At 70.7% G+C, this 25,768-nt stretch carries 29 protein-coding genes, 4 tRNA genes and 2 pseudogenes; 19 read left to right on the top strand and 16 right to left on the bottom strand.

Going from position 1 to position 25,768, the window contains the following annotated elements; translation table 11 throughout:
* Window positions 1-32: 32 nt before the first annotated feature.
* Window positions 33-830 carry a DUF1838 family protein gene (locus ABD830_RS51750; protein ID WP_345003008.1) on the top strand — a complete coding sequence of 266 codons (798 nt, stop codon included), beginning with the start codon at window positions 33-35 and terminating at the stop codon, window positions 828-830.
* Complete coding sequence (locus ABD830_RS51755; protein ID WP_345003010.1) at window positions 827-1,834, top strand: nitrilase-related carbon-nitrogen hydrolase; 1,008 nt, start codon at window positions 827-829, stop codon at window positions 1,832-1,834. Before ABD830_RS51750 ends, ABD830_RS51755 begins: the two co-directional genes overlap by 4 nt.
* Here the strand turns inward: ABD830_RS51755 and ABD830_RS51760 are convergent.
* Window positions 1,831-2,820 (bottom strand): ABC transporter substrate-binding protein, encoded by a 990-nt coding sequence (locus tag ABD830_RS51760; protein WP_345003011.1) that lies wholly within the window; start codon window positions 2,818-2,820, stop codon window positions 1,831-1,833. The two genes, ABD830_RS51755 and ABD830_RS51760, sit on opposite strands and share 4 nt — an antisense overlap.
* Window positions 2,821-3,198: 378 nt before the next feature.
* Between ABD830_RS51760 and ABD830_RS51765 the strand changes: the two genes are divergently transcribed.
* From ABD830_RS51765 to ABD830_RS51775, 3 genes are read left to right on the top strand one after another with little or no spacing between them, the layout of a single operon-like run.
* Window positions 3,199-5,877 (top strand): sensor histidine kinase, encoded by a 2,679-nt coding sequence (locus ABD830_RS51765; RefSeq protein WP_345003012.1) that lies wholly within the window; start codon window positions 3,199-3,201, stop codon window positions 5,875-5,877.
* Entirely contained in the window at window positions 5,874-6,272 is a 399-nt protein-coding gene (locus tag ABD830_RS51770; RefSeq protein WP_345003013.1) for a roadblock/LC7 domain-containing protein, read from the top strand. The genes ABD830_RS51765 and ABD830_RS51770 overlap by 4 nt, the downstream gene beginning before the upstream one ends.
* Window positions 6,273-6,278: 6 nt before the next feature.
* A complete protein-coding gene (locus ABD830_RS51775; protein WP_345003014.1) occupies window positions 6,279-6,674 on the top strand; it encodes a DUF742 domain-containing protein in 396 nt (131 codons plus the stop codon).
* Window positions 6,675-6,728: 54 nt separating this feature from the next.
* Here the strand turns inward: ABD830_RS51775 and ABD830_RS51780 are convergent, their stop codons facing one another.
* Entirely contained in the window at window positions 6,729-7,094 is a 366-nt protein-coding gene (locus ABD830_RS51780; protein WP_345003015.1) for a YybH family protein, read from the bottom strand.
* A 92-nt stretch (window positions 7,095-7,186) separates the two neighbouring features.
* On the opposite strand from ABD830_RS51780, the gene ABD830_RS51785 reads away from it, so the two are divergent.
* Window positions 7,187-8,068: a LysR family transcriptional regulator gene (locus tag ABD830_RS51785; RefSeq protein WP_345003016.1), complete on the top strand. Its 882-nt coding sequence runs from the start codon at window positions 7,187-7,189 to the stop codon at window positions 8,066-8,068.
* A 16-nt stretch (window positions 8,069-8,084) separates the two neighbouring features.
* Here ABD830_RS51785 and ABD830_RS51790 read toward each other — a convergent pair whose 3' ends face one another.
* Window positions 8,085-9,161: an FAD-dependent oxidoreductase gene (locus tag ABD830_RS51790; protein WP_345003017.1), complete on the bottom strand. Its 1,077-nt coding sequence runs from the start codon at window positions 9,159-9,161 to the stop codon at window positions 8,085-8,087.
* Between the two features lie 95 nt (window positions 9,162-9,256).
* Between ABD830_RS51790 and ABD830_RS51795 the strand changes: the two genes are divergently transcribed.
* A complete protein-coding gene (locus ABD830_RS51795; protein ID WP_345003018.1) occupies window positions 9,257-9,964 on the top strand; it encodes a TetR/AcrR family transcriptional regulator in 708 nt (235 codons plus the stop codon).
* Here the strand turns inward: ABD830_RS51795 and ABD830_RS51800 are convergent.
* Window positions 9,948-10,700, bottom strand: a complete 753-nt coding sequence (locus ABD830_RS51800) for a MerR family transcriptional regulator (protein ID WP_345003019.1) — start codon at window positions 10,698-10,700, stop codon at window positions 9,948-9,950. The two genes, ABD830_RS51795 and ABD830_RS51800, sit on opposite strands and share 17 nt — an antisense overlap.
* A gap of 227 nt (window positions 10,701-10,927) precedes the next feature.
* Between ABD830_RS51800 and ABD830_RS51805 the strand changes: the two genes are divergently transcribed.
* The 5 genes from ABD830_RS51805 to ABD830_RS51825 all read left to right on the top strand — a co-directional run bounded on the left by ABD830_RS51805 (window position 10,928) and on the right by ABD830_RS51825 (window position 12,372).
* Window positions 10,928-10,998, top strand: a tRNA-Ala gene (locus tag ABD830_RS51805).
* A 20-nt stretch (window positions 10,999-11,018) separates the two neighbouring features.
* A tRNA-Glu gene (locus tag ABD830_RS51810) sits at window positions 11,019-11,091 on the top strand.
* Between the two features lie 17 nt (window positions 11,092-11,108).
* Window positions 11,109-11,183: transfer RNA gene (locus tag ABD830_RS51815), tRNA-Arg, on the top strand.
* Between the two features lie 69 nt (window positions 11,184-11,252).
* A tRNA-Cys gene (locus ABD830_RS51820) sits at window positions 11,253-11,323 on the top strand.
* A 227-nt stretch (window positions 11,324-11,550) separates the two neighbouring features.
* The gene (locus ABD830_RS51825; protein WP_345003020.1) at window positions 11,551-12,372 is read left to right on the top strand and encodes a nitroreductase/quinone reductase family protein; all 822 of its coding nucleotides are present in this window, start codon (window positions 11,551-11,553) and stop codon (window positions 12,370-12,372) included.
* A 40-nt stretch (window positions 12,373-12,412) separates the two neighbouring features.
* On the opposite strand, the gene ABD830_RS51830 is transcribed toward ABD830_RS51825, so the two are convergent.
* Together ABD830_RS51830 and ABD830_RS51835 are read right to left on the bottom strand one after the other, a co-directional pair.
* Window positions 12,413-13,111 carry a response regulator transcription factor gene (locus tag ABD830_RS51830; RefSeq protein ID WP_345003021.1) on the bottom strand — a complete coding sequence of 233 codons (699 nt, stop codon included), beginning with the start codon at window positions 13,109-13,111 and terminating at the stop codon, window positions 12,413-12,415.
* Window positions 13,108-14,364, bottom strand: coding sequence for a sensor histidine kinase (locus tag ABD830_RS51835; RefSeq protein WP_345003022.1), 1,257 nt, complete (start codon window positions 14,362-14,364; stop codon window positions 13,108-13,110). The genes ABD830_RS51830 and ABD830_RS51835 overlap by 4 nt, the downstream gene beginning before the upstream one ends.
* A 272-nt stretch (window positions 14,365-14,636) precedes the next feature.
* Between ABD830_RS51835 and ABD830_RS51840 the strand changes: the two genes are divergently transcribed.
* The 3 genes from ABD830_RS51840 (at window position 14,637) to ABD830_RS51850 (ending at window position 16,465) form a co-directional block, all read left to right on the top strand.
* Window positions 14,637-15,038, top strand: coding sequence for a DUF6223 family protein (locus tag ABD830_RS51840; protein WP_345003023.1), 402 nt, complete (start codon window positions 14,637-14,639; stop codon window positions 15,036-15,038).
* Window positions 15,039-15,058: 20 nt separating this feature from the next.
* On the top strand, window positions 15,059-15,859 hold the full coding sequence (locus ABD830_RS51845; protein WP_345003024.1) for a sulfotransferase family protein: 801 nt from the start codon (window positions 15,059-15,061) through the stop codon (window positions 15,857-15,859).
* 189 nt (window positions 15,860-16,048) lie between these two features.
* Window positions 16,049-16,465: a DUF6223 family protein gene (locus ABD830_RS51850; RefSeq protein ID WP_345003025.1), complete on the top strand. Its 417-nt coding sequence runs from the start codon at window positions 16,049-16,051 to the stop codon at window positions 16,463-16,465.
* A 43-nt stretch (window positions 16,466-16,508) separates the two neighbouring features.
* Here the strand turns inward: ABD830_RS51850 and ABD830_RS51855 are convergent, their stop codons facing one another.
* Window positions 16,509-17,675 carry an erythromycin esterase family protein gene (locus ABD830_RS51855; RefSeq protein WP_345003026.1) on the bottom strand — a complete coding sequence of 389 codons (1,167 nt, stop codon included), beginning with the start codon at window positions 17,673-17,675 and terminating at the stop codon, window positions 16,509-16,511.
* 137 nt (window positions 17,676-17,812) lie between these two features.
* Window positions 17,813-18,250, bottom strand: a complete 438-nt coding sequence (locus tag ABD830_RS51860; RefSeq protein ID WP_345003027.1) for a helix-turn-helix domain-containing protein — start codon at window positions 18,248-18,250, stop codon at window positions 17,813-17,815.
* A 128-nt stretch (window positions 18,251-18,378) separates the two neighbouring features.
* Between ABD830_RS51860 and ABD830_RS51865 the strand changes: the two are divergent.
* Both ABD830_RS51865 and ABD830_RS51870 read left to right on the top strand, forming a co-directional pair.
* A pseudogene (locus ABD830_RS51865) lies at window positions 18,379-18,711 on the top strand (STAS domain-containing protein); the annotation flags it as partial.
* An 87-nt stretch (window positions 18,712-18,798) separates the two neighbouring features.
* Window positions 18,799-19,338 carry a hypothetical protein gene (locus ABD830_RS51870; RefSeq protein ID WP_345003028.1) on the top strand — a complete coding sequence of 180 codons (540 nt, stop codon included), beginning with the start codon at window positions 18,799-18,801 and terminating at the stop codon, window positions 19,336-19,338.
* A gap of 11 nt (window positions 19,339-19,349) precedes the next feature.
* Here the strand turns inward: ABD830_RS51870 and ABD830_RS51875 are convergent, their stop codons facing one another.
* Entirely contained in the window at window positions 19,350-19,925 is a 576-nt protein-coding gene (locus tag ABD830_RS51875; protein WP_345003029.1) for a TetR family transcriptional regulator, read from the bottom strand.
* Between the two features lie 81 nt (window positions 19,926-20,006).
* Between ABD830_RS51875 and ABD830_RS51880 the strand changes: the two genes are divergently transcribed.
* Window positions 20,007-21,227, top strand: coding sequence for a cytochrome P450 (locus tag ABD830_RS51880; protein WP_345003030.1), 1,221 nt, complete (start codon window positions 20,007-20,009; stop codon window positions 21,225-21,227).
* Here ABD830_RS51880 and ABD830_RS51885 read toward each other — a convergent pair.
* From ABD830_RS51885 to ABD830_RS51900, 4 genes and pseudogenes are all read right to left on the bottom strand, one after another.
* The gene (locus tag ABD830_RS51885; RefSeq protein WP_345003032.1) at window positions 21,217-21,801 is read right to left on the bottom strand and encodes a hypothetical protein; all 585 of its coding nucleotides are present in this window, start codon (window positions 21,799-21,801) and stop codon (window positions 21,217-21,219) included. The genes ABD830_RS51880 and ABD830_RS51885 overlap by 11 nt on opposite strands.
* An 87-nt stretch (window positions 21,802-21,888) precedes the next feature.
* On the bottom strand, window positions 21,889-22,875 hold the full coding sequence (locus ABD830_RS51890; protein ID WP_345003465.1) for an NAD(P)H-dependent flavin oxidoreductase: 987 nt from the start codon (window positions 22,873-22,875) through the stop codon (window positions 21,889-21,891).
* A gap of 13 nt (window positions 22,876-22,888) precedes the next feature.
* Window positions 22,889-23,095 (bottom strand): helix-turn-helix domain-containing protein, encoded by a 207-nt coding sequence (locus tag ABD830_RS51895; RefSeq protein ID WP_345003466.1) that lies wholly within the window; start codon window positions 23,093-23,095, stop codon window positions 22,889-22,891.
* Between the two features lie 164 nt (window positions 23,096-23,259).
* A pseudogene (locus ABD830_RS51900) lies at window positions 23,260-23,463 on the bottom strand (DJ-1/PfpI family protein); the annotation flags it as partial.
* Between ABD830_RS51900 and ABD830_RS51905 the strand changes: the two are divergent.
* Complete coding sequence (locus ABD830_RS51905; RefSeq protein WP_345003033.1) at window positions 23,462-23,599, top strand: hypothetical protein; 138 nt, start codon at window positions 23,462-23,464, stop codon at window positions 23,597-23,599. The pseudogene ABD830_RS51900 and the gene ABD830_RS51905 overlap by 2 nt on opposite strands.
* A gap of 80 nt (window positions 23,600-23,679) precedes the next feature.
* On the opposite strand, the gene ABD830_RS51910 is transcribed toward ABD830_RS51905, so the two are convergent.
* The 3 genes from ABD830_RS51910 to ABD830_RS51920 are packed head-to-tail and all read right to left on the bottom strand — an operon-like array spanning window position 23,680 to window position 25,705.
* Entirely contained in the window at window positions 23,680-24,399 is a 720-nt protein-coding gene (locus tag ABD830_RS51910; RefSeq protein WP_345003467.1) for an SDR family NAD(P)-dependent oxidoreductase, read from the bottom strand.
* Window positions 24,400-24,404: 5 nt separating this feature from the next.
* The gene (locus ABD830_RS51915) at window positions 24,405-25,082 is read right to left on the bottom strand and encodes a VC0807 family protein (RefSeq protein ID WP_345003034.1); all 678 of its coding nucleotides are present in this window, start codon (window positions 25,080-25,082) and stop codon (window positions 24,405-24,407) included.
* A complete protein-coding gene (locus tag ABD830_RS51920) occupies window positions 25,079-25,705 on the bottom strand; it encodes a TetR/AcrR family transcriptional regulator (protein WP_345003035.1) in 627 nt (208 codons plus the stop codon). Before ABD830_RS51920 ends, ABD830_RS51915 begins: the two co-directional genes overlap by 4 nt.
* Window positions 25,706-25,768 lie beyond the last annotated feature (63 nt).

Here is a 25,768-nt window from a genome sequence, read left to right on the forward strand (position 1 = left end):
TCCAAACTTTTGGGCGGCCCGACGGCAAGGATATGGTTTTCCGGATTTCGGGCAGCGTGTACGCGAACGTCGAAGGCAACAGCCTCGACCCGGCCATCCGGCACGGCCAGAAACTCTTCAACATCGAGGGCTACAACATCAGGCGCCTGTACCGGGTGCCGGACACGACGCAGCTCTACCAGCTATCCCGCGAGATCGTGTTCTACACCGACCCGGCCGACCCCACCCGGATCCTGCGGGAATGGAAGAACCCGATCGACCAGAAGACCTATCCGGTCATTCCCATCAACAACGACACGGTGAACTTCGGCCCGTTCAACGTCACCTCCTCCTACGTCGGCCCGCCGGTGCGCACGATGCATGATGAGACCGTGTGGACCAGCGACATCCCCGTACGCGCCGACTTCGGCACCGCGCTCGGCGAGCGGTTCGGGCTCGTGGGCGGCGTGTACGCGGCCCAGGAGATGTTCGACTTCTCCGTCGACGACCGCGAGGTGGCCGCCAGGACCAGGCCGGGCACCGTTCCTTCGGGCGCGATGAAGACGAAGATCAGCTGGGCGCGTACGAGCCCGTGGGCGCCGTTCATGTGCCTGGCGGAGAGCGAGGTGCGCGGCCAGCTCACCTACCACGCCCGCAGCTGGTCGCTGAACTCCTACGCCGAGATCGAGCCGTGGCTGCGTACCGAGGTCGAGGCCAACCACCCGCTCTACACGGCCGCCCCCAGCGCGCCCGGCGCCAGCGAGAACTCCTGGAGCTCCTTCTACAACAAGCAGCTCGGCAAGGGCGCCACCACCTGGACCTCCTGGTGCGCGGCCAACGGGCGCCCGTGAGCGCGTACACGGCCCTGGCGCTCCAGATGGAGACCAGGGCCGTCAACGCCGCGTCTGATCCGCGCGCCGCCATCCGCGCCGCCATCGACCGGATCGGCGAGCAGGTCGGCGGCAGCAAGGCCTGGCTCGGCCGCGACCTGCGCCTGGTGGTGCTGCCCGAGTACGTCATGACCGGTTTCCCGATGCGCGAGAGCCTCGCCGAGTGGCGTGACAAGGCCGCGCTCGACCCGGGCGGCCCCGAGTACGAGGCGCTGGCCGCGATCGCCGCCCGGCACGAGGTGTTCCTCTGCGTGAACGCCTATGAGCGCGACGAGCACTTCCCCCAGCTGTACTTCCAGGCCTCGGTGATCCTCTCCCCGCGAGGGGAGGCGGTGCTGCGGTACCGCAGGCTGCACTCGATGTTCACGCCGAGCCCGTACGACGTGTGGGAGCGCTACCTGGAGATCTACGGCATCGACGGCGTGCTGCCGGTGGCCCGCACCGAGATCGGCAACCTGGCCGCGCTCGCCTCGGAGGAGATCCTCATGCCGGAGCTGGCCCGCGCGCTGGCCCTGCGCGGCGCCGAGGTCTTCTGCCACCCCACCTCCGAGGCCTCCTCGCCCGAGCTGACCCCGAAGGCGATCGCCCGCCGCGCCCGCGCCGCCGAGAACCTCGCCTACGTGGTCTCGGCCAACAGCGGCGGCCTGCGCGGCATCGCGATCCCCGGCGACTCCACCAACGGCGGCTCGGAGGTGCTCGACCATCAGGGGCGGGTGCTCGCCCGGGCGGGCGCGGGCGAGTCGCTGGTGGCCGCCGCCGACCTGGACGTGGACGCGCTGCGCCGGTTGCGGCGGCGGACCGGCATGGGCAACCTGCTGAGCCGGGTGAAGACCGGGCTGTGGGCCGAGGAGTACGCCAGGCACGACGGCGAGCGGCCGGACGGCCTGGCGCAGGGCGTACGCGAGCGCGCATGGTTCACGGCCCGGCAGGCGGAGACGATCGAGCGCCTGTACGGCTCCGGCTAACCCGCCGTCCGGCCGGGCTCGGGCACCACCATGGAGGCCACGTCCACCTTCGACTTCAGGTAGCCCAGCTCGTACATCAGGTCGGCCACCCGCTGGATGCGCTTGGCGCTGAGCGAGGTCGGGAAGGTGCCCATCGCCATGGTCATCACCGCCTGCTTCGGCGTCTGCGTGTAGAGCGGGACGACCTCGGCCAGCTCGGCGCGGTTGGTCGCGGCCAGCCGCTGCGCCTTGGCGACCGCCCGCTGGAAGGCGGCCGTGGTGTTCGGGTGCTGGGCCACCCACTCGTCCGTGGCGGCCAGGCCGTCGATCGGCAGCGCGTCGGTGGGCCCCGTGTTGGTGTCGAGCAGCAACCGGGCGCCGGCCTGCTGGGCGGCCGACAGGAACGGCTCCACCATCCACGCCGCGTCCACCTGTCCGCTGGTGAGCGCGGCCAGCTGGGCCTGGAAGTCGATGGCGACGAACTTCACCTGCTCCGGCGTCACCTCGTGCGCCTTCAGATGCGCGCTCGTCGACATCGTGCCCAGGTTGTTCAGCGAGTTGACCGCGATCGTCCTGCCCTTGAGGTCTCTGGGCGTCTGCAGCGGGGAGTCCTTGCGTACCACGACGCCCGCGATGCCGGGCGCGGCCTGCAGGCTGTCTGAAATGATCTTCATTCTGGCGGCGCCGCTGTCCTGGATGTTGATCAGCGAGACGTAGCTGCCCTTGAAGATGTCGATGCTGCCGTTGAGGATCTTCGGCATGACCGCCTGCGGCGCCTGGATGATCTCCGTCTTGACGGTCAGGCCCTCGGCCTTGAAGAACCCCTTGCGGTCGGCGATGAACACCGGCGCCGAGGAAGGCGTGGGGCTGACGCCGATGGTCAGCGTGGTCTTCTCCAGGCTTCCCTGCGGGGCCGGGCCGGCGACGGAGCCGGTGCCGCCGCACGCGGCGAGGGTGGCGACGGCCAGGAACGCCAGGAACGCGCGTAAAACAGAGCCGGATTCCATTCGGTTTCTCCTTGGCAGGTCACGCGGACGAAAGACCGCGCTCAACGCCCTGACAAGCGAGAACCGGTGGCAGTCACGCGGACAGTCGATGATCGTACAGCAGAGTTTGCGGTAATAGCTATGAAATGTCCGGCAGCCGGATTCGGGGTCAATCAACCATTCCAATGGGAGTCACGTGCTTTGTAAGGTTGGCCTAGCTCGTCGGCGTGTGCTCAAATTGCTCGTCGTCTCCGGGCGCGCATCACGCGCCTCGCATGCCGGCGCGCATTCAGGCGAAAGAGTGGGGAGCCAGTGACGAAGGAACCGACCGCGCCCGGCCCTCGCCCTCGATTAGCCCGATCCCGCAGGAGACGCAGGCTGCGACTGCGGGACTGGCGGGTGCGCGCGCGCCTGGTCGCGCTGATCGTCATCCCCACCGTGGTGGGCGTCGTGGTCGGCGCGCAGCAGGTCATCACCTCGTGGGCCGCGGCCGGCCAGTACCAGAACGTGCTGGACAAGGCTGTGCTCGGCGACTCCATCATCGAGCTGACCCACCGGCTCGCCCACGAACGCGACCTCGCGGTGCACTTCATCGCCGCCGGCCGCACGCCCGAGCGCGTAGAGCCGCTGCGCGAGGAGTTCGCCCCCGTCGACCAGGCGGCCGCCGCCGTCCGCGAGAAGGCCCGGGCGATCACCCCCGACCACGGGGAGGGCGCCTGGACCATCACCCAGCAGATGCTCAGCCGCCTGCCGGAGATCGCCGCCACCCGCGACACCGTGCTGAAGACCCAGCTGCTCGCCCTGCCCGCGCTGACGAAGTACTCCCAGATCATCAACGCCTTCGACCAGTTCCACGACCAGATCGGCCAGGGCGGCGACCAGGAGGCCCTGGCCAACAGCGTCCGGGCGCTGTCGGCCCTGTCCAAGGCGCACGACGCCGCCTCGCAGCAACGCGGCCTGCTCGCGGCGGTGGCCACCGTGGGCCGCTTCCAGAGCGGCGAGCTCGACCGGTTCATGGCCGCCCGCGCCCAGCAGGAGAGCGAGGTCGCCGTGTTCCGGTCGGTGGCCACGCTGGAGGAGCTGCAGACGTACGACGACACCGTCACCGGCACACTCGTGGACCGCGCCGAGGTGATCAGGCTGCGCGCGCTGGCCCAGGTCACCGAGGGCGGCCGCATCGACATCGACCCGGAGGGCGACGACGACGCCGACCGCTGGTTCGAGGCGATCAGCGGCACCGTCGACGGCATGTGGACGGTGCAGCGGCGCCTCGGCGAGTCGATCATCGTGCAGAGCCGCACGCTACAGGACACCGCGCGCCACGAGGCGCTCCTGGCCGCGACCTACAGCCTGCTGCTGCTGCTCGCGGTCCTGATCGTCACCGCCATCATGGCCCGGTCGCTGGTCAGGCCCCTGCGCAGGCTGCGCACGGAGGCGCTGCACATCGCCGGCGTCCGCCTGCCCAGGACCGTGCGCACACTGCGCGAGACCGGAGACGCGTCCACCGTGCCCATCGTCCCCATCGGGGTCGACTCACTGGACGAGGTCGGTGAGGTCGCCCGGGCCTTCGACGAGATCCACTGCCAGGCCGTCCGGCTGGCCGGCGAGGAGTCCAGGCTGCGTGCCGACGTCAACGCCATGTTCGTCAGCCTGTCCAGGCGCAGCCAGACCCTGGTGCAGCGGCAGATCAAGCTCATCGACGGGCTGGAGCGGGGCGAGCAGGACGAGCGGCGCCTGGCCAGCCTGTTCACCCTCGACCACCTGGCCACACGCATGCGGCGCAACAATGAGAACCTGCTGCTGCTGGCCGGGCAGGCGCCTCCCCGCCGGTGGAACCGGCCGGTCAGCGTGGCCGACGTCGTACGCGCGTGCCTGTCAGAGGTGGAGAACTACGAACGGGTCCAGGCCAGGATCACCACCCGCAGCGCGGTCTCCGGGCAGGCGGTCAACGACATCATCCACCTGCTGGCCGAGCTGGTGGAGAACGCGCTGTCGTTCTCGCCGCAGAACGCCCAGGTCGTCGTCGCCGCCGACGCCATCGACGGTGCCAGTGCGGGTGGCGGCATCATGCTGACCATCACTGACACCGGCATCGGCATGGTCCCCGACGAGCTCGCGCAGGCCAACGAGCGCCTGTCCCGCGCGCCCACGGTGGACATCTCGGTCTCCCGCCGCATGGGCCTGTTCGTGGTCGCCCGCCTGGCCCACCGCCACGGCGTCCGCGTGCGGCTGAGCCGGAACGACGTCAGGGGCCTGACCGCGACGGTGTTCCTGCCGGAGGCGCTGCTTCAGCTGCCCGCCTACCCGACGCCGGGCCCGGCCCCGTCCTTCGACCGGCCGTTCCCCGGGTCCTGGGACGCTCAGCCGCCGCGCCAGCGCACCCCGGACCTGGCCGACTGGCCGTCGTTCGCCACCGATTCGGAGAAGGTGACGGGCGGGTCCGGCTGGTACGACACGTTCGACACGCCTGGCGCGAGGGCGCGGTTCGACCTCCTGCGAGGCGGCATCCCCACCCCTGACGCCGCTTTCCGCGGCCCGATCGTCAACGGCTCGAGCCCGGGCGGCCACGTCAGCGGCGGTTTCCCTCTCTCCAACGGCCGCGCCCTCCCTGGCGATCCGGTCTCCGGCAGCCCTTACGGTCTGGCCGCCATGCCTGGTGACCCGCTCTCCGGCCCTCTGGACGGTCCGGCCGCCGGGTCCGCCGACGACGGTTACCTGCCGATCTTCGCCGCGGTGGAGTCGGCCTGGTTCAACCGCGACAGATCCGACAGCGGCTGGGGCTCGCCCCAGGCCGACGCCGGGTGGAGCGCCGCCGAGGCCGCCGCCACCCCGGCCAACGACGGCACCACCGCCTCCGGCCTGCCCAAACGCGTGCCCAAGGCCAACCTGGTGCCCGGCAGCGCCGACACCTCCTCGGTGCCCAAGGGCGTCGCCCCCATCCCGCAGGTCTCCCCCGAGGAGGTCCGCGACCGCATGGCCGGCTACCAGCGGGGCTTCCGAGCCGCACGCGACGAGATCGGCATGCGCAGCATTCCTCCCTTCACATCAGGGAGCACGTCCCGCGAGGAAGGCCCATGACCCGCAACAGCAACCTCGACTGGTTGATCACCGACTTCGTCCGCTCCGTCCCCGGTGTGGCGCACGCCGCCGTCGTCTCCTCCGACGGGCTGCCCCTGGCCGTCTCGGCCGGATTCCCTCCCGGGCGCGCCAACCAGCTGGCCGCCGTCGCCTCGGGGCTGGCCAGCCTGACGCAGGGCGCGGCCTCGCTGTTCGGGGGCGGCCCCGTCGTCCAGACCGCCGTCGAGATGCAGCGCGGGCTCATGCTGAACGTCTCGATCAGTGACGGATCCTGCCTGGCCGTACTGGCCGCCCCGGACTGCGACATGGGCGTGGTGGCGTACCAGATGACCCTCCTGGCCGACCGGGCCGGGCAGGTGCTCACCCCGGCGCTGCGCTCCCGGCAGATCAGGTGAGCGCGCATGACCGACCCCCGCGGGGGTGGCGGCTGGCAGCCGCCGTCCGACCCCGACGAGCAGGACCAGGAGTCGCCCGTCCGGCCGTACGCGGTGACCGGCGGGCGCACCGCGCCGCGCATCGAGCTGGCGATGGAGGCCCTGGTCTGCTCCGCTGACGCCCCGCCGCACGCCTTCGCCCTCATCACCCCCGAGTACGCCGCCATCAGCGAGCTGTGCCGGCAGGTCCGCTCGGTGGCCGAGGTGGCGGCGGTGCTGCGGATCCCGCTCGGCGTCGCCCGCGTGCTCATCGCCGACATGACGGCCGAGGGGCTCCTGCGGCTGCACCATCCGCGGCTGCCCGGCGGCCGGCCGGACCCCGGCCTGCTGGAACGGGTGCTCAGCGGCCTGCAACGGCTCTGAACCCGCCTGCTCCTCGACGATCCTGTTCTCGGCGGATGGTCAGCCGGCGGGCGGTCAGCCGGCGGGCGGGACGAACTCGGGCTGGTCGATGATGCGTAGCCAGCTCCCGTCCGGCTGGCGCCGTACGACCTGCGCCCGCGCGCCGGTCCCGTCCTTGGGCGGCGTCGAGGTGAGCGCGATGTCACCGAAGACCAGGGTCGGCAGCGGCTCCTCCGGCTCGAAGTGCGGCCGCCCGGCCAGCACCTTCTCCCACAGCTCGCGGATCGCCTCCCGGCCCACCGTCTGACTGCCGGGCGGGTAGGCCAGCACCGCGTCCTCCGCGTACAGCGCGGCGACGCCGGCCGCGTCGCCGGCGTTGGACCGCTCGACGAACAGGCGTGTGATGTCCTCGGGCCGCATGGCCTTGGCGTACTCCGTCATGGTTCCTCCTCAGGCGTTCACTGCGTCCAGCCTGCCGCCGCCTCGACTAGAAGTCCAACAGATGGTTCTCATGGGAACTAGAATCAGCAGTCATGGAGCTGAGGCAGTTGGAGTACTTCGTCGCGGTCGCCGAGGAGCAGAACTTCACGCGGGCCGCCGAGCGGGTGCACATCAGCCAGTCCGGCGTCAGCGCGCAGATCCGCCAGCTGGAGCGCGAGCTGGGGGCCGAGCTGTTCGACCGGTCGGGGCGCACTGCCACGCTGACGGTCGCGGGCAAGGCTGCGCTCGAGCACGCCAGGGCCGCGCTGGCCGCCGCGGGGGCGGTCGGCGAGGCGGTGGGCGAGGTCACCGACCTGATCCGAGGGCGGCTCACCCTCGGGATGGTGATCGGGTGCACGATCACGCCGCTGTTCGACGCGCTCGCCGCCTTCCACGGGGCGCATCCCGGGGTGGAGATCAGCCTGCTGGAGGACAACTCCGACCGCCTCGTCGAAGCGGTCCGCGCCGGCACCCTCGACCTGGCCCTCGTCGGCACCGCCACCGCCGCCCTCGAAGGGCTGGAGGCGCTCACGATCATCAGCGAGCGCCTCGTCGTGACCGTCCCGCCCGGCCATCCCCTGGCCGCGCTCCCCCAGGTCACCTTGCGCGACCTGAGCACGTACCCGATCGTGTGCATGCCGCCCGGCACCGGGCTGCGCGCCGTCTTTGACCAGGCGTGCGCCGCGCAGAGCCTCCGCCCTGTGATCGCCCTGCAGGCCAGCGCCGCCGACGCCATCGCCGACCTCGCCGCGCGCGGCGTCGCCGTCGGCATCCTCAGCGCCTCGATGGCCGACCGCCACGCCGACCGCCTCACCGCCCGCACCATCGCCGACGTCGAAGCCCCCGCCCTGGTCGCGCTGGTGTGGCGGGCCGGGCACCGCCCCGCCGTACGCGAACTGCTCGCGCACGCGCGCCGTGCCTTCGCGCTCGGTTGAGCCGGTGGTCCCGGAGTCACTTCATCGAGTCGAAAAGGCGCAGCGCCCCCTTGACGCCTTCGGGTGAGAAGAGGGCCGCCAGCCCGTCCGTGGTGAACCGGGCCCAGCGCGCCGCGCGGGGCAGCATGGCACTCTCGTAAGCGCGGACCGCCTCATCGATGTCGGCCGCGGCGGCGAGGGCGTCGGCCAGTTCGGCGCCCTCGAGCATGGCGAGGTTGGCGCCCACGCCGAGCGGTGGCATCAGGTGCGCCGCGTCACCCAGCAGGGTGATGCCCGGGGTGTGCTCCCAGGAGTGGCCGACGGGCAGGGCGAACAGCGAGCGCGTGACGAACTCGTCGTCGACGTGCCGCAGGAGGTCGCGCAGGCTCTCCGCCCACCCGTCGAACAACGCCAGCACCTCCGGGACCGGCAGGTCCTGCGGGCCGCGGAAGGCGACGTACACGCGGATGCGGCCGTTGCTGCTGCGCTGCGCGAGCAGGGCCTTGTTCGGGCCGTACGCGGAGAAGCTGCCGTTGCCGACCAGGCGCCCCTGCTCGGGATGGCGCGCCTCGTCGAAGCCGGTCTCGACGAAGGTGACGCCGGTGTAGGAGGGCACCTCCTTCGACAGGCTCGGACGTACCCGGGACCAGGCTCCGTCGGCGCCGACGACCAGGTCGAAGTCCTCGCCGGTGCCGTCGGGGAAGAGCACGCGGCCCTCGCCGGTGACCGCGTCCACGGGGCGGCCCCAGCGGACGGTGCCCTCGGCGAGCGAGTCGATGAGCAGGCCGCGCAGCTGACCCCGGTCGATCTCCGGCATGCTCTCGTCACCGTCGGCGGGCTCCTCGTGGCGCAGCATGGCGCCGGTCTCGTCGACGATCCGCCGCTCCTGCCCCTCCGGGCGGGCCAGGGCGCGGAACCGGTCGAGCAGGCCGGCCTTCTCGAGCGCCGTCTGTCCCGAGCCGGCGTGCATGTCGAGGGTGCCGCCCTGGGAGCGGGCGTCCGGGGACGGCTCGCGTTCGTAGACGGTGACGGGGAGCCCGTGCACCTGCAGGACCCGGGCGAGAGTGAGGCCGCCGAGCCCGGCTCCGACGACGGCGATGCGGGGAGAGGTCATGAGACGCTCCTTCGATACGGTGTATTTTACGATACAGCGTATCAGAGTGGACGTTGTATTCTCGGGTTGCAAGTCCTACTGGAAGGCGCGATGCGATGACGGCACCACAGGAGCCGATGCTCATCTGGGAGCGGCCCGAGCCGCCGAGCCGGCCGGCGCCCAGCCCGCTGAGCAGGGAGCGGATCGTCCGCGCGGCCATCGACCTCGCCGACCGCGACGGGCTCGACGCGGTCTCCCTGCGCAAGGTCGCCGCCGCGCTCGACGCCGGCCCGATGCGGCTGTACGGCTACCTGTCCACCAAGGAAGAGCTGCTGGACCTGATGGTGGACGAGGTCTACGGCGAGATCGTCCCCTCCGGGCCCGCCGGAGACGACTGGCGGGCGGCATTGCGGGATCTGGCGCGCCGCACCAGGCAGGCCACCCTGCGCCACGAGTGGTTCGCCGACCTGCTGGGCGGGCGGCCGCAGCTCGGGCCCAACGCGCTGGCGTACCTCGAAGCCGCCCTGGCTAGTCTGGGCGACACTCCGCTCAGCGCCGTGGTCCAGGTCGTCAGCACCGTGAACGCGTACGTGCTCGGCGCGGTCAGACGCGAGGTCACCGAGCTGCGGGCCGAGCGGGCCACCGGCATGGACGAGCACGCGTGGCACGTCGCCAAGGGGCCCTACCTCGTCCGGATGCTGGCCACCGGTCGCTACCCCGCGGTGGCCAGGTTCGTCCATGGCGCGGACGCCGAGCCCGACTTCGACGAGGGCCTGGAGCGCGTGCTCGACGGAGTGGCCCCGCTCGTCAGCGGCGGGCGATGAGGCGCATCGCCTGCCGTACGACCTCGGCCTGGGCGGGCGCGAGCCCGTCGAGGAACGGCTCCATCATCCCCGGCTCCCAGTCGTGCAGGCCCGTGTGCGCCAGCAGGTGCTCCACGCTGTAGTCGGCGAGCATCGCGGCCAGCGGCGCCACCCTCGGATCGTCCGGCGAGGCGTCCGTCAGCTCGTCGAGCCGCCGGTAGAACTCGTGCCCGCGCGCCGTCACCTCCGGATCGGCGGCCAGCGAGCCGAACATCCCGAACGCCTGCTCCCGATCGGCGTCCGTCCCCATGCTGTCCATCAGCACCAGCAGGTCGCGATCCCAGGCCGCCGCCTTAGAGGCAGGCAGGTCCACCGCGCGCAGGAGAGCCACCAGCTCGGGCGAGGCCGTCTCGTCGGGGCCCAGCGTCCCGGTCCTGGCCCCCTCGAGCACCTCGGCCAGACGGGCACGGCGCAGCCGGATCTCGTGCTCCTGCCTGGCCAGATCCGCGTCGAGCTCGGCGAGGATCTCGGACAACGCCCTGGAGCGGTCGTCCGCGATCACGTCGCGCGCCTCCTCCAGGCTCAGCCCGAGCTCGACGAGGCGCCGGACGCGGGCCAGAGCGATCGCGTCGCGCACGCCGTACTCGCGGTAGCCGTTGGCCCGGCGCGGCGGCTCCGGCAGGATGCCCTGCTGGTGGTAGTGGCGCACGGTACGCGTGGACACCCCGAGCAGCGCGGCGAGCTCTCCGATTCGCATACTTCCGCACAATAAATCATTGGCGTTGGCCGAGCCCCACCGGTTACCGTCAGGGTACGCCGGATGAACGAAAGGAAAGGGTCCCGCCATGCGATTCGCAGCCGAACGCGCCTCCTGTCGCCGCGCGGCGGCGCTCGCCCGAAAAGCTTCTGGATGACTCTCGCGCACGAGCTTCCAGAGGCCGCCGGACACCCACCGGACGGCCTTTTTCTTTCGAGCTTCTCCCCGGGCTGATGGTGAAAAGGCATCACACCTGCCTTGCAAGCAGGAGTTCAGGTTTCGAGATCCTGTCGGTCCACGTCAGAGCATGTTCCCAAAGCCCCGTTGGTCTAGCGGTCAGGACGCCCGGCTTTCACCCGGGAAATCGCCGGTTCGAGTCCGGTACGGGGTACGAACTGTCTATTTCATGGCCCTATAGCTCAATGGAGAGAGCGCCGGCCTACGAAGCCGGGTCTGTTGCAGGTTCGAATCCTGCTGGGGCCGCTGCCGATGTGGCGGTTTACTCCGTCCTCGCGCACTTCCGCCTCGACCTGACGGGGGCCGGGGCGGCTTGGCGCAGTTCGCCGGTCGCGGAGGCGGGATTGCAAATCCCGCTCGTGCGAGTTCGACTCTCGCCTGCGTCTCTCCGTCCCCCGGGTTGACATCTTTCCGGGCTCCGCGTGTAATAGCCGTCGCGTCGCGTGACGCCGGCCCGGAGGACGGCGGCGGCATGGAGGCGCCGTATCAAGGGGGATGACGCCGTGAGTTCACACATCACCGGACGTGCCTGAGCGCACCCGGCCTGCCGCGCCTTTCTCGCGCGAGGTTCCCACGTCATCGACATCCATCCCGCCTTGGAGCGAATACACGCATGCCCATTGACTTCAACCAGCAGATCATTGACGAATTCCGGGCCAACCGCGGTCAGGTCGGCGGCCCGTTCGAAGGAGCCAGGCTGCTCCTGCTGACGACCGTCGGAGCGAAGACAGGCAGGTCCCACACGACGCCGCTCGGTTACCTGCCCGACGGCGACCGCGTCCTGATCATCGCCTCCGCCGGCGGCTCGCCCCGGCACCCGGCCTGGTACCACAACCTCGTCGCCAACCCACAGGTCACCGTGGAGGACGGCGTCTTCACCTACCAGGCGAAGGCGGTCGTGCTGGAGGGTGACGAACGCGAGCGCATGTTCGCCCGCGCCGTCGAGTCCGACCCCGGATGGGGCCGCTACCAGGACACCTCCGGCCGGACCCTGCCCGTGGTGGCGCTCATCCCGGCCTTCGGCCCGCCGACCGGTCCCTTGGGCGACGCGCTCAAGCAGGTCCACGACGCCTTCCGCAGGGAGCTGGCCCGCATCCGCGCGGAGGTCGCCGCGTCGGGCCCGCGCCTGGGCGCGCAGCTGCGCGTCAACTGCCTGACCATGTGCCGCAACCTCCACGAGCACCACTCGCGCGAGGACGGGTCCATGATCCCGGCACTGGAGGACCGGTATCCGGAGCTCGCCCCCGTCATGGCGCGGCTGCATGCCGAGCACGAGACCGTCCAGCAACTGCTCCAGCAGCTCCAGACCCTCCTCGCCGCCGACGACGCGGACCCCGCCCTCCTCCTGGACGAGGTCAACCGCCTCACTCGGGAGGTCGAGGCGCATCTGGACTACGAGGAGGAGTACCTCGTACCTCTGCTGAACCACGGCTGAGCCCGGCTCCGCGCGGCCGCGAACGGGGCGTGGCCGTGCTCTACATCGCAGGGCTGACCAGTCCTGTCTGGTAAGCGATGACGACCAGCTGTGCACGGTCGCGCGCACCCAGTTTCGCCATCGCACGGCTTACATGGGTGCGCGCGGTGGCCGGGCTGAGAAACAGCTCGGCACCGATCTCGTGGTTGCTCAGGCCCTGCCCCACCAGGGCCAGGACTTCGCGCTCGCGGTCGGTCAGGACCGCGAGCCGGTCCTCCGCGGCCCGCGCGGCTGTTCGTCGCGCGGTGAACTGGCCGATGAGGCGTCGGGTGATCCGCGGCGCGAGCAGCGCCTCTCCGGCGGCGATCACCCGGATGGCATGCAGGAGCTCGGCCGGCCCGGCGTCTTTGAGCAGGAAGCCGCTGGCTCCGGCCTGCAAGGCATCGAAGACGTACTCGTCGGTGTCGTAGGTGGTGAGGATGAGGACCCGGACCTGCTCCAACCCGCGTGTCTCGGCGATCTGGGCGGTGGCTTGAATCCCGTCCATCTTGGGCATGCGGATGTCCATCAGCACGACGTCAGGGCGGGTGGCGCGGGCCCGTTCGACGGCTTCGGCGCCGTTGGTGGCCTCCCCCACCACCGTGATGTCCTCCTCGAGGTCGAGCAGGACCTTGAACCCCGATCGCACGAGGCCCTCGTCATCGGCGAGCAACACCTTGATCGGAGCGTTGCTCAACGGGGAGGTGGCCGCCGCGTTCACAGGCGCGACCCGGTCGGGGCGAGGGGCAGCCTTGCCCTGACTTCGAACCCGCCGCCGGGGGTTGGCCCGGCGTCGAGTTCGCCGCCCAGCAGTTGGCAGCGCTCGCGCATGCCGACGATCCCGCGGCCGGGCTTGGCCGGGCTGCCCGTGCCGCTCGGATGCCGGGCTGGTAGGCGCGGATTGTCGGAGTCATGACCTGGCGCGGCACGGCGGCCCTCATCGGTCACGCGGATCTCCAAGGCCTCGACCCCGGGGTGCAGCGCTACCGTCACCCGAGTCGGTCCGACGTGGCGGACCACGTTGGTGATCGATTCCTGAACGATTCGGTAGGCGGCACTTCCCACCGCGCTGGGGACCGGCGCCGCCGGCGAGGTCTCCTCGAGCTTGATGTCGAGTCCCGCCTCGCGTGCCTTCGCGGCCAGCCCGTCGACCTGCCCCAGCCCGGGGTATGGCACCCGCCCCTCGTTGTCGTCACCGTCGTCGTCACGCAGCACCCCGAGGATGGCCCGCATCTCCCGCAGTGCCCGGGAACTGGTCTGCTCGATGGCACGCAGCGCCTTGCGCGCCATTTCCGGCCGCTTGTCGAGCACGTGCGCGGTGACACCGGACTGGACGTTGATGATCGCTATGGCGTGCGCGACGGTGTCGTGGACCTCGCGCGCGATCCGGAGCCGTTCGGCGTCGACCCGCGCCCGCGCCTCCTCCTCACGAGTGCGTTCAGCCAGCTCAGCCCGCTGCTGAGCTTCTGCCGCGATGACCTGCCGGGACCGGACGGACTCGCCAAGGGCGGCGCTCATGACGGACGCGCCGATCCGGAAGAACACCCAGCCGATGGCGGCGCGTGGCTCGATGTCGGCCGCGGCGACCAGCCAGACGATGGCCAGCACCGAGGTGCCCACGCCGGCGATCACCAGCGACCGGCGCCCGTCGCCGTAGGCGGCCAGGGTGTACAGGGCGACGAAGAGCCCGAGCCAGCCGGGCCCGTCCGGGAAGTCGAGGCCGTAGTAGACCAAGCTGGCGAGCGCGGCGGTGACGAACACCGGCAGCGGCCACCGGCGGCGGACGGCGACGACCACACCACTCAGGATCAGCAGGACATATCCCAGGTTTCCAAGGTCGGTGAGGGGACGCTGTACCACCTCGCCGGCGTTGCGGACGATCGTGCCCTGCACCTGCATCACGGTGATGAAGAGCGCGAGCAACACGTCCTGCGCCAGCGCGGGCAGGCGCAACGACACGGCGCGGTGTTTCATGCCGCGATCCTACGGGTCGCGCGCGCGAGAACACTCCGCCCAGATGCGCGATCGCCTACGACGACGGGCGTACCGAGGCATGAGTCGTCTACGCGGAACTGCGTAGGCGCTGCCGCCCGCTGTCGGAGGCCGCGGCCGCCTCTACGGCGCGACGATCGATCCCGTGAACCCCTTCCAGGCGCTCACTCGTCACCGGTACCTCGACCTGCATAGGCCGAGTCACCGCGCTGCACACGCTGCCGACGCCCGCCATTCGACCGAGAGGATCCTCAATGTCAGCCCTGTTGGTGCTTGCCGCACAGGCGGCCTCGCCAGTCTGTACGACGCCGGCAGAATGCGCGGGCCAGGGTGTCGACACCTTCCTCGGGACCCCTGCGCGAATCTGGGCCAGCGTGGCCGCACTGGTGGCGCTGGGCGGCGTGGTCATCGGCTGGCTGGCGCTCCGCTCCGTCCGTCGTAGCGGCGACGGCGCGAAGAGGGTAGCCATCGCGGCTGTGGTGGTGGGGCTGATCGGCGGGCTCAACGGCGCGGTCAAACTGGCTGTCGCCGACGGCGGTCTCGGCACCGGCAACGGAGTGTTCGGGGCGGCCCTGGCCCTGGCGCTTGGGCTGGCCGGTGCGGTCCTCGGCGGACTGGCTCTGGACCGCGCCCGCCGCACCCAGCCGAGCGGCTGACCGCAGCTGTCCATCTACAAGTGTGGCTGCCCTACCCATCCGACACCTATGCCAAGGGCGTGGTCAACGTCTGCCGAAGGCGAACACCGCGGCCGCAACAGCAGGAGACTGACGTGTTACACGTGATCGGCGCGGGATTCCCGCGCACCGGAACCAGATCGATGAAGGCCGCGCTGGAAAGGCTGGGATTCGGTCCCTGCTACCACATGGCCGAAATCGGGAGCAATCCCGACCACGTCGACCGGTGGCTGCCGGCCGCCTCCGGCCTGCCGCTGGACTGGCAGAGCGTGCTCAACGGCTACCGATCCACCCAGGACTGGCCGGCCAGTTTCTTCTGGCGCGAGCAGGCAGAGACGTATCCGGACGCGAAGGTCGTCCTGACCGTCCGCGATCCGCATCGCTGGTATCTCAGCATGCAGGCTCTGATCGCCACCCGCCGGGACCTGCCGCCGGACCTGCCTGAAGCGGGGGCCGCGGTACTCAGGACGATGGAGAGGCTCCGCCCGGTTCTCGACCTCATCGGAGAGTCGACCTTCGGCGACACCTGGGACTTCCAGCGCGGCATGCCCGACGAAGAGATCGCGGTGGCGGCATTCCACCGTCACGTGGCCGTTGTCCAGAAGAGCCTGCCCGCGGATCGCCTCCTGGTGTTCGACGTCCGCGAGGGCTGGGAGCCGCTCTGCCGGTTCCTGGGCGTCGAGGCTCCCGCCGGCGAGCCGTTCCCGCACCTCAACGACTCCGAGACGATGCAGCGCGCGCTGCAACAACTGTTGACCGATGGCACCATCGACTCGGCTCTCATTTCTGGGACGCACGACTGAACGGCATCACCGTGCCTTTCCGCAGGGCCGTCCTGCGGAAAGGCACGGAGGCCGTCCTCGCCCCTGTCAGGGCGATTCCGTGAAATCCCTCTCAGGCGCTCGCGCCCGTCACCGGCACCTCGACCGGCATAGGCGATCCGCCTCGCTCCACGCGCTGACGACACCCGTCATTCGACCGAAAGGTTCCTCATGTCCGTCCGTCACTTGCTAGCCACCGCCGCAGCGGCCCCGCTCGCAATCGTGGGGCTCGCCACACCGGCGGCCGCGCAGGTCTTGGTCCAGCCCGTCGGTGCTTACACCATGACCGCCGGGCGTCTCTGGTCCTTGGTGGCCGCGGCGCTGGGACTGGCCGGCATCGTCATCGGCGGGTTGGCTCTGGCCCGCTCCACCGGCCGCATCGGCTCCGGCACCGGGAGAAGGGGAGCCATCGTGGCCCTGGCGGCGGGACTGGCCGGCATGGTCATCGGCGGACTGGTCGTGGCCGCCGCCGAAGGCGGTCCCGGCACTGGCTACGGGATAGTCGGAGGCTACGTGGCCCTGGTGGTAGGGCTGATCGCCATGATCCTCGGCGGGCTGACCCTGACCCGCGCCCGCCGCGCCGGCTGACAGCGCGTGCGCGTCAGCCGGAGCCTGCCACGCACGCGCCCTTTCAACCCAGCTTCTTCAGCTTGACGGCCTGCTTGAGGAAGACGATGCCGTCGATCATGCCGAGCTGGGCCGGGTCCAGCGGGAAATAGGCGAAATCGCGGGAGACGCGCGGGTCGGGCTTCGTGATGGCCTCGGCCAGGCGGCGGGCGTCGACGAGGGAATGGTCCCACGGGAGCGTGGACAGGACGCCCTCGACGGTGTCCGGGGGCGGGGCGTCGTCGCCGACCGTGCCGAAGGCCGAGGCCAGGAAGGCGTACCGGTCGCCGAGATGCGTCGCGGTGATCGCCCCCGCGCTCCACCACTCCAACTGCTGGTCGCCGAACGACATGACGCTCTTGTTCCGCTGCAGGTGGAGGTTGCTGGAGAAGACCAGAGCCGGGCCGCGCTCGGCGACGGCACGCAGGTTGGCGGCCATCATCGCGTCCCGCAGGGCCGACAGCCGGGTCCACCGTGCCGGGGACGCGTCGGCCATCCAGTAGTGGTAGCGGAGCAGGCCGACGGCCGTGCGCCCGTACAGTGCCGCCCGCTCCCTGTCCTCCGCGCTCAGCCGCGGCGCCTGCGTCTCGAGCAGCGCCACCAGGTCGTCGGCGATCAGCCGCAGCCGCTGGGCGTCGGCGGACTGGCCGATCGACTGCGACGGATCCATGGCCGCGGCCTCGTTCGACCACGGCTCGTCCGGGCCGAGCAGCGTGTCGAGGGTCTCGCTGGTACAGGGCAGCGGGCCGTCGAGGAGGTCGTAGAGGGCGGTGAGCGCCTGGCGCGGGCTCGCCGCCCAGTACTCCAGCGGGCCGTCGAACCCGAAGAACCGCAGCTTTTCGTCATGCTCCTCGTTGTACGCCCGCATCCATCGCACGAGCTCGCGGTTGGCCGGGAACTCGCCGAAGCTGTGGCTGAAGCCGCGTTCCATGACGCCATCGAGCGTGTCCGCGCCCGTCGTGATGTAGTCGTCGACCACGCGGCCCATGAGGCAGTCGCTCTCGATGGCGAACGACCGGTAGCCCTCGTGCTCGACCAGATGCCGGAAGATCTCGTTGCGCAGCTCGCCCAGCTCTCCCACGAAGTGCCTGGCCTCTCCCAGGCCGAGCAGCAGGGGCTTGGCGGGAAGCGACTGGAGAAATGCCGAGATGCCTGCGCCGTCGAGCGGCCGGGCCATGTCCTTGATGTCCATGGCTTCAACGGTATCGTTGAACACTCGGTGTAAACTTTCTCTGGAAAACCTCCACTGCTATGGCGATGGACCTTAAATCGGCGATGCATCGGCTCGGGCGCTGCAGCCCACCGGGTCGGGCCGGGGGTCGAGGGCCTCTACGGCTGCTCGGGGCCCGCCACCTGATCGGCCACTCTCCCGATCCTCGCCAGCTGTGCCAGCGCGGGCCGGGAGAGTACGGCCCTGATGTCGTGCAACGCGAGGATCAGCTCCTCGAGCCCGTCGATGGGTGACTCCCGCTCCCTGTTCAGCAGGACGCCCCTGTACTCCTCCGGATTGACGGCCCCGCCGGGCAACTCGACTCCGCCGTCCTCCACCCGGAACAGCGCCGGGATGGACGTGTCCAGCGCCAGGGCGAGGGCGGTCAGCTCCGCCGCCGTGAAGGAGCGCTGGCCGCGCTCGGCCTGGTGAACGGCCTGCCGGCTCCACGGCTTGTCCAGGTAGCGCCCCAGAGCCTCGCCCAGCTCCGTGAGCGACAGCCGCCGCTCCGCGCGCAGGCGCGCGATCTGCCGGCCGATGGCCTCTTCCACCCGCATCCGTCCCCCTGGTGTCATTGTGGGCAATGACATAGATATGTCGGCATTGACAGCGGCCTCTCGGCGGAGCTACTGTACCGCTACAGATTTACCTGTCACTTCCACCGATGACAAGCGGGTGTCGCCCCATGCGAGACTTTCAATTAGAGGTGATCGGCCCGATCGGCGACTGCGCCGTGCTCAAGGTCGCGGGCGAGATCGATGTGGAGACCGCTCCCAAACTTCGGGAGCAGCTGGTGGACCTGGCGGGCAAGGGCATCCGCCATGTCATCACCGACCTGGGCGGAGTCGACTTCCTCGACTCGACCGGCCTGGGGGTCCTGGTGGGCGGCCTCAAGCGGCAGCGCAACCACGATGGCACGCTGACCCTGGTCACCGACGCGGAGCGCATCCTGCGCGTCTTCCGGATCACGGGGCTCGTCACCGTGCTGCCTCCCCACGCCTCGGTCTCCGAGGCGATCGCCGCGGATCCCGGCTCCCGGCGGGCGGTCGAGTCCAGGGCAGGGAGCGTCGACGAATGGTGCCGGACGCACGGCCTGTCCTGATCCATGATCGCCGCCTCCAAGCACGCCGTCGTCATCCCCGGCGGAAACCACGGACCGCTGGCCGGGCTGCTCGCCTATGTGGGCGAAGCGGCCGCTCGCCGGGGAGCCCGCCTCGAGCTGATCTCGTGGACGCCGCCGTCGGGCCGGCCGCTGGAGGAGCGCCCGCCCTGGGTGCATGAGCAGGTGGCGCCCATCGTGGACGGCCTCGCGGCGCCGCTGCTCATGGGCAAGTCGCTCGGCTCGCTCGCCGCCGCCGTGGCGGCGGAGCGCGGCCTGCCGGGCGTCTGGTTGACGCCGCTGCTCACGATGTCCGCGTGCGTGGCCGCGCTGCGCCGGGCCACGCAGCCGTTCCTGCTGGTCGGCGGCACCGCGGACGACTTCTGGGACGGCGCCCTGGCGCGGGAGCTGACGCCGTACGTGCTCGAGGTCGAGGGCGCCGGCCACGGCATGCTGCTGCCGGGGCCGCTCTCCAGGAGCGCCGAGGTCCTCGGTCGGGTGACGGCCGCCGTGGAGACCTTCCTCGACGACGTCGTCTGGCCCTGACGGACGCCCGCTCAGTTCAGTCCCGCCTCCAGTTGCTCCAGCGCCCTGTCGATCTCGGCGGGCCCGTCCATCGCGGCGTCGTGCGCCCACTCCACCCAGACCAGGGCCACGATCCCGAGAACCGCCCCCATGGCGTTCCGCAGCCGGGGATCGTCCCGCCCGTAGCCCGTCCTGTCGGCCAGCAGTTCGGCGATCTCCCCCATGAGGCCGGAGGCCTTGCGCAGGTTGGCGGCCACCAGCTCGGGGACGGTCGTCGCGAACACCTCCCGTGCGTGTCCGGCCGCGATCTCCTCGGCGGTCAAGGAGGCGAACGCCGTACGGAACGCACCCCGCAGGACCGTGACCGGCGCGCCCGGCGGCTGGGCCGCGAGTCCCTCGATGAGCGGCGGGAACCGATCGAGCGTGACCAGATGCTCCTTCGTCGGGAAATAGCGGAAGAAGGTGGCGGGGGAAACCTCGGCCGCCTCGGCGATCTGCTCGGTGGTGGTGGCGTTGTAGCCGCGCTCGCGGAAGAGCCGGAACGCCTCGCGCAGGATCGCCTCCCTGGTCCTGGCCTTCTTGCGCTCGCGTAGCCCGCCGTTGCTCATGTGCTCATTCTGCCGTACTCAAAACTGATGGTGTACTCTCAAAAAAGAGCTATCTGTCACAATTGAGGGAGCTGTGCCTCGATGAGCGATCAGAACGTCGAAACCCCGGTGACCCTGCCCGTCCGGCGCGAGCCCGGCTGTCCGTTCGACCCGCCGCCGGAGCTGGAGCGGCACCGTGATTCCCAGCCGCTGGCCCGGCTGGGATTCCCCGACGGCCACGTCGGCTGGCTCGTGACCGGCTACGACCTCGCCCGCGCGGTCCTGTCCGATTCCCGCTTCAGCGTCCGGCCGGAGCTCCGGCACTCCCCGCTCCCCCGGCCGAACGTCCGCCCCGGCGGACATGACAAGCCGGCCGCGCCCGGCTGGTTCGCCAGCATGGACCCGCCCGACCACACCGGATACCGGCGTCTGCTCACCGGCCAGTTCACCGTCCGCAGGATGAAGGGCCTCGAGCCGCGCATCGCCCAGATCGTCGCGGATCGGCTGCGGGCGATGGCCGAGGCCGGTCCGCCCGTGGATCTCGTGCAGGCGTTCGCGCTTCCGATCCCCTCCCTGGTGATCTGCGAGCTGCTCGGCGTGCCGTACGAGGACCACGCGTTCTTCGAGAAGGAGACCGCCCTGCTCGCCGACCTGGGCAACTCCGAGGCGCAGGCCATGACCGCCCTGGCGAACCTGGCCGGTTACCTGCGCGACCTGGTCGGGCACAAGCGCTCCCGACCGGCGGAGGACCTGCTCAGCGGCCTGATCGACGACGGCGACCTGGACGATGAGGAGCTGACCAACATCGCCCTGGCTCTGCTCGTCGCCGGTCACGAGACCACCGCCAACATGCTCGCCCTCGGCACCCTCGCGCTCCTGCGCCACCCCGAGCAGCTCGACGCCTTCCGCGCCGACCCCTCGCTGACCGACACCGCGGTCGAGGAGCTGATGCGCTACCTGACCATCGTCCACGTGGGCGCGCCCAACCGCGCCGCCCTGGAGGACGTCGAACTGGGCGGCAGGCTGATCCGCAAGGGCGAGACCGTGGTTCTGGGGCTGCCCGCGATCAACCGCGACCCGGAGCGGTTCGCCGATCCCGCCGCTCTGCGGCTCGACCGCGACAACGCCCGGCAGCACCTGGCTTTCGGGCACGGCGTCCACCAGTGCCTGGGGCAACAGCTCGCCCGCATCGAGATGCGCATCGCCTACCGCGCGCTGTTCGAGCGCTTCCCCACCTTGCGCCTGGCGATTCCGGTGGAGGAGGTCCCGATGCGGGAGAGCTCGATCGTCTACGGGGTGTGGCGGCTGCCGGTCACCTGGTGAGACACGCAGGCGCGGCCGGCCGGCGGGGTGAGGCGGTGCGGCGGCGGTAGTAGTGCACGGTGACCAGGGCGAGCAGCGGGCTCCAGGCGGCCAGCGGCCAGTACGTGATGTTGAAGATCACTGTCTGCCAGCCGTGCGTGACCAGCCCCTCGGGATCCCCGTTGATCTTCAGGCCGAAGATGTACATGGTCATCGCGTACGGGAAGATCAGCAACGCGAGTGCGCCGAGACCGGCGGGAATGACCGCGGCCATGACCGGCACCGGGCGGCCGCGCAGGACCGGCACCCAGCCCGGCCAGGTCTCACCCCACTCGCTGACCAGCCCGACGGCGAGGAAGGCCGCCGCCTCGCTCACCACGCTGAGAAGCATGATGTACCACCACCCGCCGGCCAGCCCCTCCAGGCTGCCCGGAGGTGTGGGCCCGAACTCCACCAGCGGCACATACAAGACGAAACCCGCGATGCGCCACAGGCTGGAGGGCAGCACGACCAGCGGGATGGCGTAGGCGGCCAGCACGGCCCAGCGGGGCACGCCGGCCACCGTCCGGCCGTGCAGCCTGCTCCAAACGGTCATGGGAGTTCTCCTCGAACGACGTCAGGGGTTGGCGCCTTTGAGGATCACGCATGTCCCGAGCGTCGCTCATCCCCTATACGGGGGAGATCACTCCCCCGGCCGGCGCATGCTCGAGGCCGAACCCGCTCGGACCAGAGCGTCCTCGGCCTCCTTGGCCATCCTGCCGACAAGATCGGCTGCGGACGGCAGGTCGTTGATGAGATCGATGCCTTCCCCCGCCCACACCGGCAGCGGGGGTATCTCGCCTCGTTCCACGCTCTCGTGATAGGCCTGTTTGGCCTGCGGGTCCGCGGCGAGCTCCGCTTCCCGCCCCCGCCATTGATCGAGGAACGGGTGGCCGAGCGTACGGGCGGTGTATTCGGACGGCCAGCTGGAGCCGCGAGCGATGTCGAGCACGCGGCTGCGTTCGGTGTCCTCCCCGCGTCCTTCGATGATCGCCTTGGTGACCGAAGGATCGACGAGGGCCTCGGCCGTGGCCTGGAAGCGGGTGCCGACAAGCGCCCCCGCGGCGCCGAGAGCCAAGGCGGCGGCCACGCCGCGCCCGTCGGCGATCCCGCCGGCCGCCAGCACCGGCACCGGAGCCACCAGGTCCACCACCACCGGCACGAACGACAACGTGGACCGCCCGCGCCGGGCACCATGCCCACCGGCCTCGGTCCCCTGCGCGACGATGACGTCGGCGCCCAGATCCACGGCCTGCCTGGCCTCTTCCGCATCGATGACCTGGATGATCAGTGCGGCGCCGGCCTCGCGGACGCGTTCGGCGAACGGGGTCGGGTCGCCGAACGACAGCATCACCGCCCTGGGGTTCCACTCCAGCGCACGCTCGACCGCGCCGACATCGATCGCCCAGCTCAGGAAGCCGACACCCCATGGCTTCCCGGTGCTCTCCGCGACGATCGGCAGCTCCCGGGCCAGCCAGTCCAGATCTCCGTAGCCGCCACCGAGCAGGCCGAGCCCTCCGCCGTTGGAGACCGCCGACGCCAGCGCACCACCGGCCGACCCGCCCATGGGCGCCAGCGCGATCGGGTGCCGCAGACCGAACAATTCCGTGAACATCGTGGACAATGCCATGACCGATACCTTGTCACCGCGGCACCGTGCTCGGTGCCTCGGGATCGGGCTCGCGGCCGGTCCGGCTGGAGCGGAACCGCGACGGCGAGATGCCGACCCAGGCCACGAACGCCTGCCGGAAGGACTCGGCGGAGGCGAATCCGCAGCGGCGGGCGACGGCCGCGATCGGCTCGCGCGTCGCGATCGAGGATGCCGGGCGCGGACCCCTGGCTTCAGCCATGGGGGTAAGCCCGGCGCGGGAGTGCCCGTCAGGGCGCGAGCGTGCATTGACGGGAACAGGCTGCGGCGGCCCATCCAGTGTGGGTGTGGGAAGGAGAGCGTGCGGTCCAGCGCGGCCGTGACCCCGCCCGACGTCGCCACCGCGCCGTCCCCGACGAAGATCGGCGTCGGGTCGACCCGGACCTGCGGGAAACTCGTGGCGAGCCGGCCGGCCTCGTACCAGTGCGTGGTGGCCCGGCGGTTGTCGAGCAGACCGGCGGCGGCCAGCACGGTCGCCCCGGTGCACACCGACGCGACCCGCCGCGAGGTCGCCGCCGGCGACGTCGGTGGCCAGGTGCTGGCCGCGGGCCTGATCGACGAGGTGCGCATGGACGTCGTACCCGTCGTGTTCGGGTCCGGCAAGCGCTACTTCGGGTCGGTCCACGCGCAGCACCTGTTGGAGGATCCTGACATGGTGATTCAGGGCACCCGGGTGCTTCACCTGCGCTGTCGGATGCGCCGTTGACCGATCTGGGATGCCGTCAAGAACTGTGCGATGAGCCGCCGAACCGTGTCTGAGCAGGGCTTTCGTCGGCCTTGATGGCCTCAGCGATTATCCACCTCTGCGTTTATGGTCACGTCGGGGAATCGCGCCGGGTAAGGGGACCGCCCGTTCAGGACGATCCAGGCCTGTCCGCTCCGCCCGCCGACCAGGATGGCCTCCACTGCATCGGCTGCCTCGCACGGGCTGGCGAAGACGTGTCCCGCCTCGGCGAGCAACTCGCGGAACGGGGCGACCAGCGGGGTGTCGACCAGGCCCGGGCAGAGCGCGTTGACCGTGACGCCGTCGCGGGCCAGGAGCGTGGCGGTGGACCGGACGAGGCCGACCAGGGCGTGCTTGCTCGCGGCGTAGAACGGGTCGGGAGCTTCCTTGAGGCCGGCCAGGCTGGAGGTGACGATGATCGAGCTGCCTCGGCGCAGGTGCGGGAGGCAGGCGTGGATCCCGTAGACGACGCTGTCCAGGTTGGTGGCGATGGTGGTGCGATAGGCGACGGGGGTGAAGTTGTCCCATCCGCACTGGCCGGGGATGCCGGCGTTGAGCACGGCCACGTCGAGCCTGCCGTAGGCCGAGATCGCCTCGGCCACGGCTGCCTCGTTGCCCTCCGGGCGGGAGACGTCGGTCGGCACGAACCGGGCGCCGATCTCGGCGGCGACCTCCTCGCCACGCGAGCGGTCCTTGTCGGCGATGACCACTTTTCGCCCCTTGCTTGCCATGCGCCGTGCTACGGCGGCGCCGATGCCGCTGGCGCCGCCGGTGATCAGCATCACGGTCAACGTGACTCCCCGGGCAGGCCGGACCCTTCGGCCGGCAGGCGAACCAGCTCGACGCCCCTAAGTCGCAAGCCGTGACGGCGCAGGTAGGCGCGGCCGTACAGACGCTGGAAGGCGAGCAGAGCGCCGAGGGTGACCACCAGCAGGACGTCGTCCAGCAGCGGCACCGCGTCGATGGGTAGCGTGGCGGCCATGACGACGCGTAGGGCCGCATCGGCCAGCAGCGCGGCGCCCCACACCGCCGTGGCGACCCGGAGCACCTGGCGGAACGGCGGGTGCTCACTCCAGTTCGCCTCCCACCGCTGCTGTTTGTCGCGATCGGAGATCGCGCGCATGGCTTCGTACAGGAACGGGCGCCGTCCGCAGAGCGTGATCAATGCCCACACACCCAGCGCGCAGGTGCCCCACGCGTTGCGGATCAGCAGCACGCGCGGGCTGCCGGCGACGAACGACATGGCCACGGTGAGCACCATCGCGCCGAGCACGAATACCGTGATCCCGCTGACGCGCCGCACGACGACCAGGTCGTGAACGGCTCGGGCCGCGGGCAGCGCGCCGGCAGCCAGCAGCGCGATCCATTGGCTCACCCCGGCCGCCCTGAGCCCGTAGAAGATCGCGAGCGGCCCGGCGAGCTCCAGGGCCGCGACGCTGATGAGGCCGCGGTGCACCCCGCTCACCGCTCCACCGCAGCCCGCTGTACGGCCCTGGCGAAGGTGTCGACGACGGTCCTGCGGTAGGCGTCGAAGTCGAACGCGTGCTCGCCGCGCAGCCTCGGGGCCGCCACGTCGATGGCGGCGCGCATCATCACGGCCATCGACCGGGCGTCGAAGTCGCCGAACTCACCGTTGCGCTGCCCCTCCTCCAGCACCATGACGAGTCCCTGGACGCTCGGCTCCTGATGGCCGGTGGTGGAGTACGGCTCACCGGCCTGATCCCGCAGATGGGGCCCGATCTCGGTCACAGCGGCCAGGTCGATCGGATGCTCTCGGAGGAATTCCAGGTTCGCCTCCAGGTAGGCCCGCAGCCGTCCGGCGGAGGTGGCCTGGGCCTTGACTCGCTCCAGGATGAAGGCCGCTCCCGCGAGGTAGACGTCTTCGACGATCTGTCGGATGAGGTCCTGTTTACCCGCGAAATGGTAGGAGATCATGCGGGGGCTGCTGAGGCCGGCGCGCTCGGTGATGGTGGCGAAGGTGGCCTTGTCGTAGCCGAGCTCGGCGATGGTCTCGATGGCCGCTCGGACGATCTGCGTCCGGCGTGCGGCGTTGGTGACGCTGTCCCTCGACTGCTTCTTTATCTGCATAGATAAAAAATGGTACAACCAGATAAATGTGTTGTCGAGCGCGCTGCCACGCCGTCGGCGTGG

The organism is Nonomuraea helvata, from assembly GCF_039535785.1.
Taxonomy (GTDB): domain Bacteria; phylum Actinomycetota; class Actinomycetes; order Streptosporangiales; family Streptosporangiaceae; genus Nonomuraea; species Nonomuraea helvata.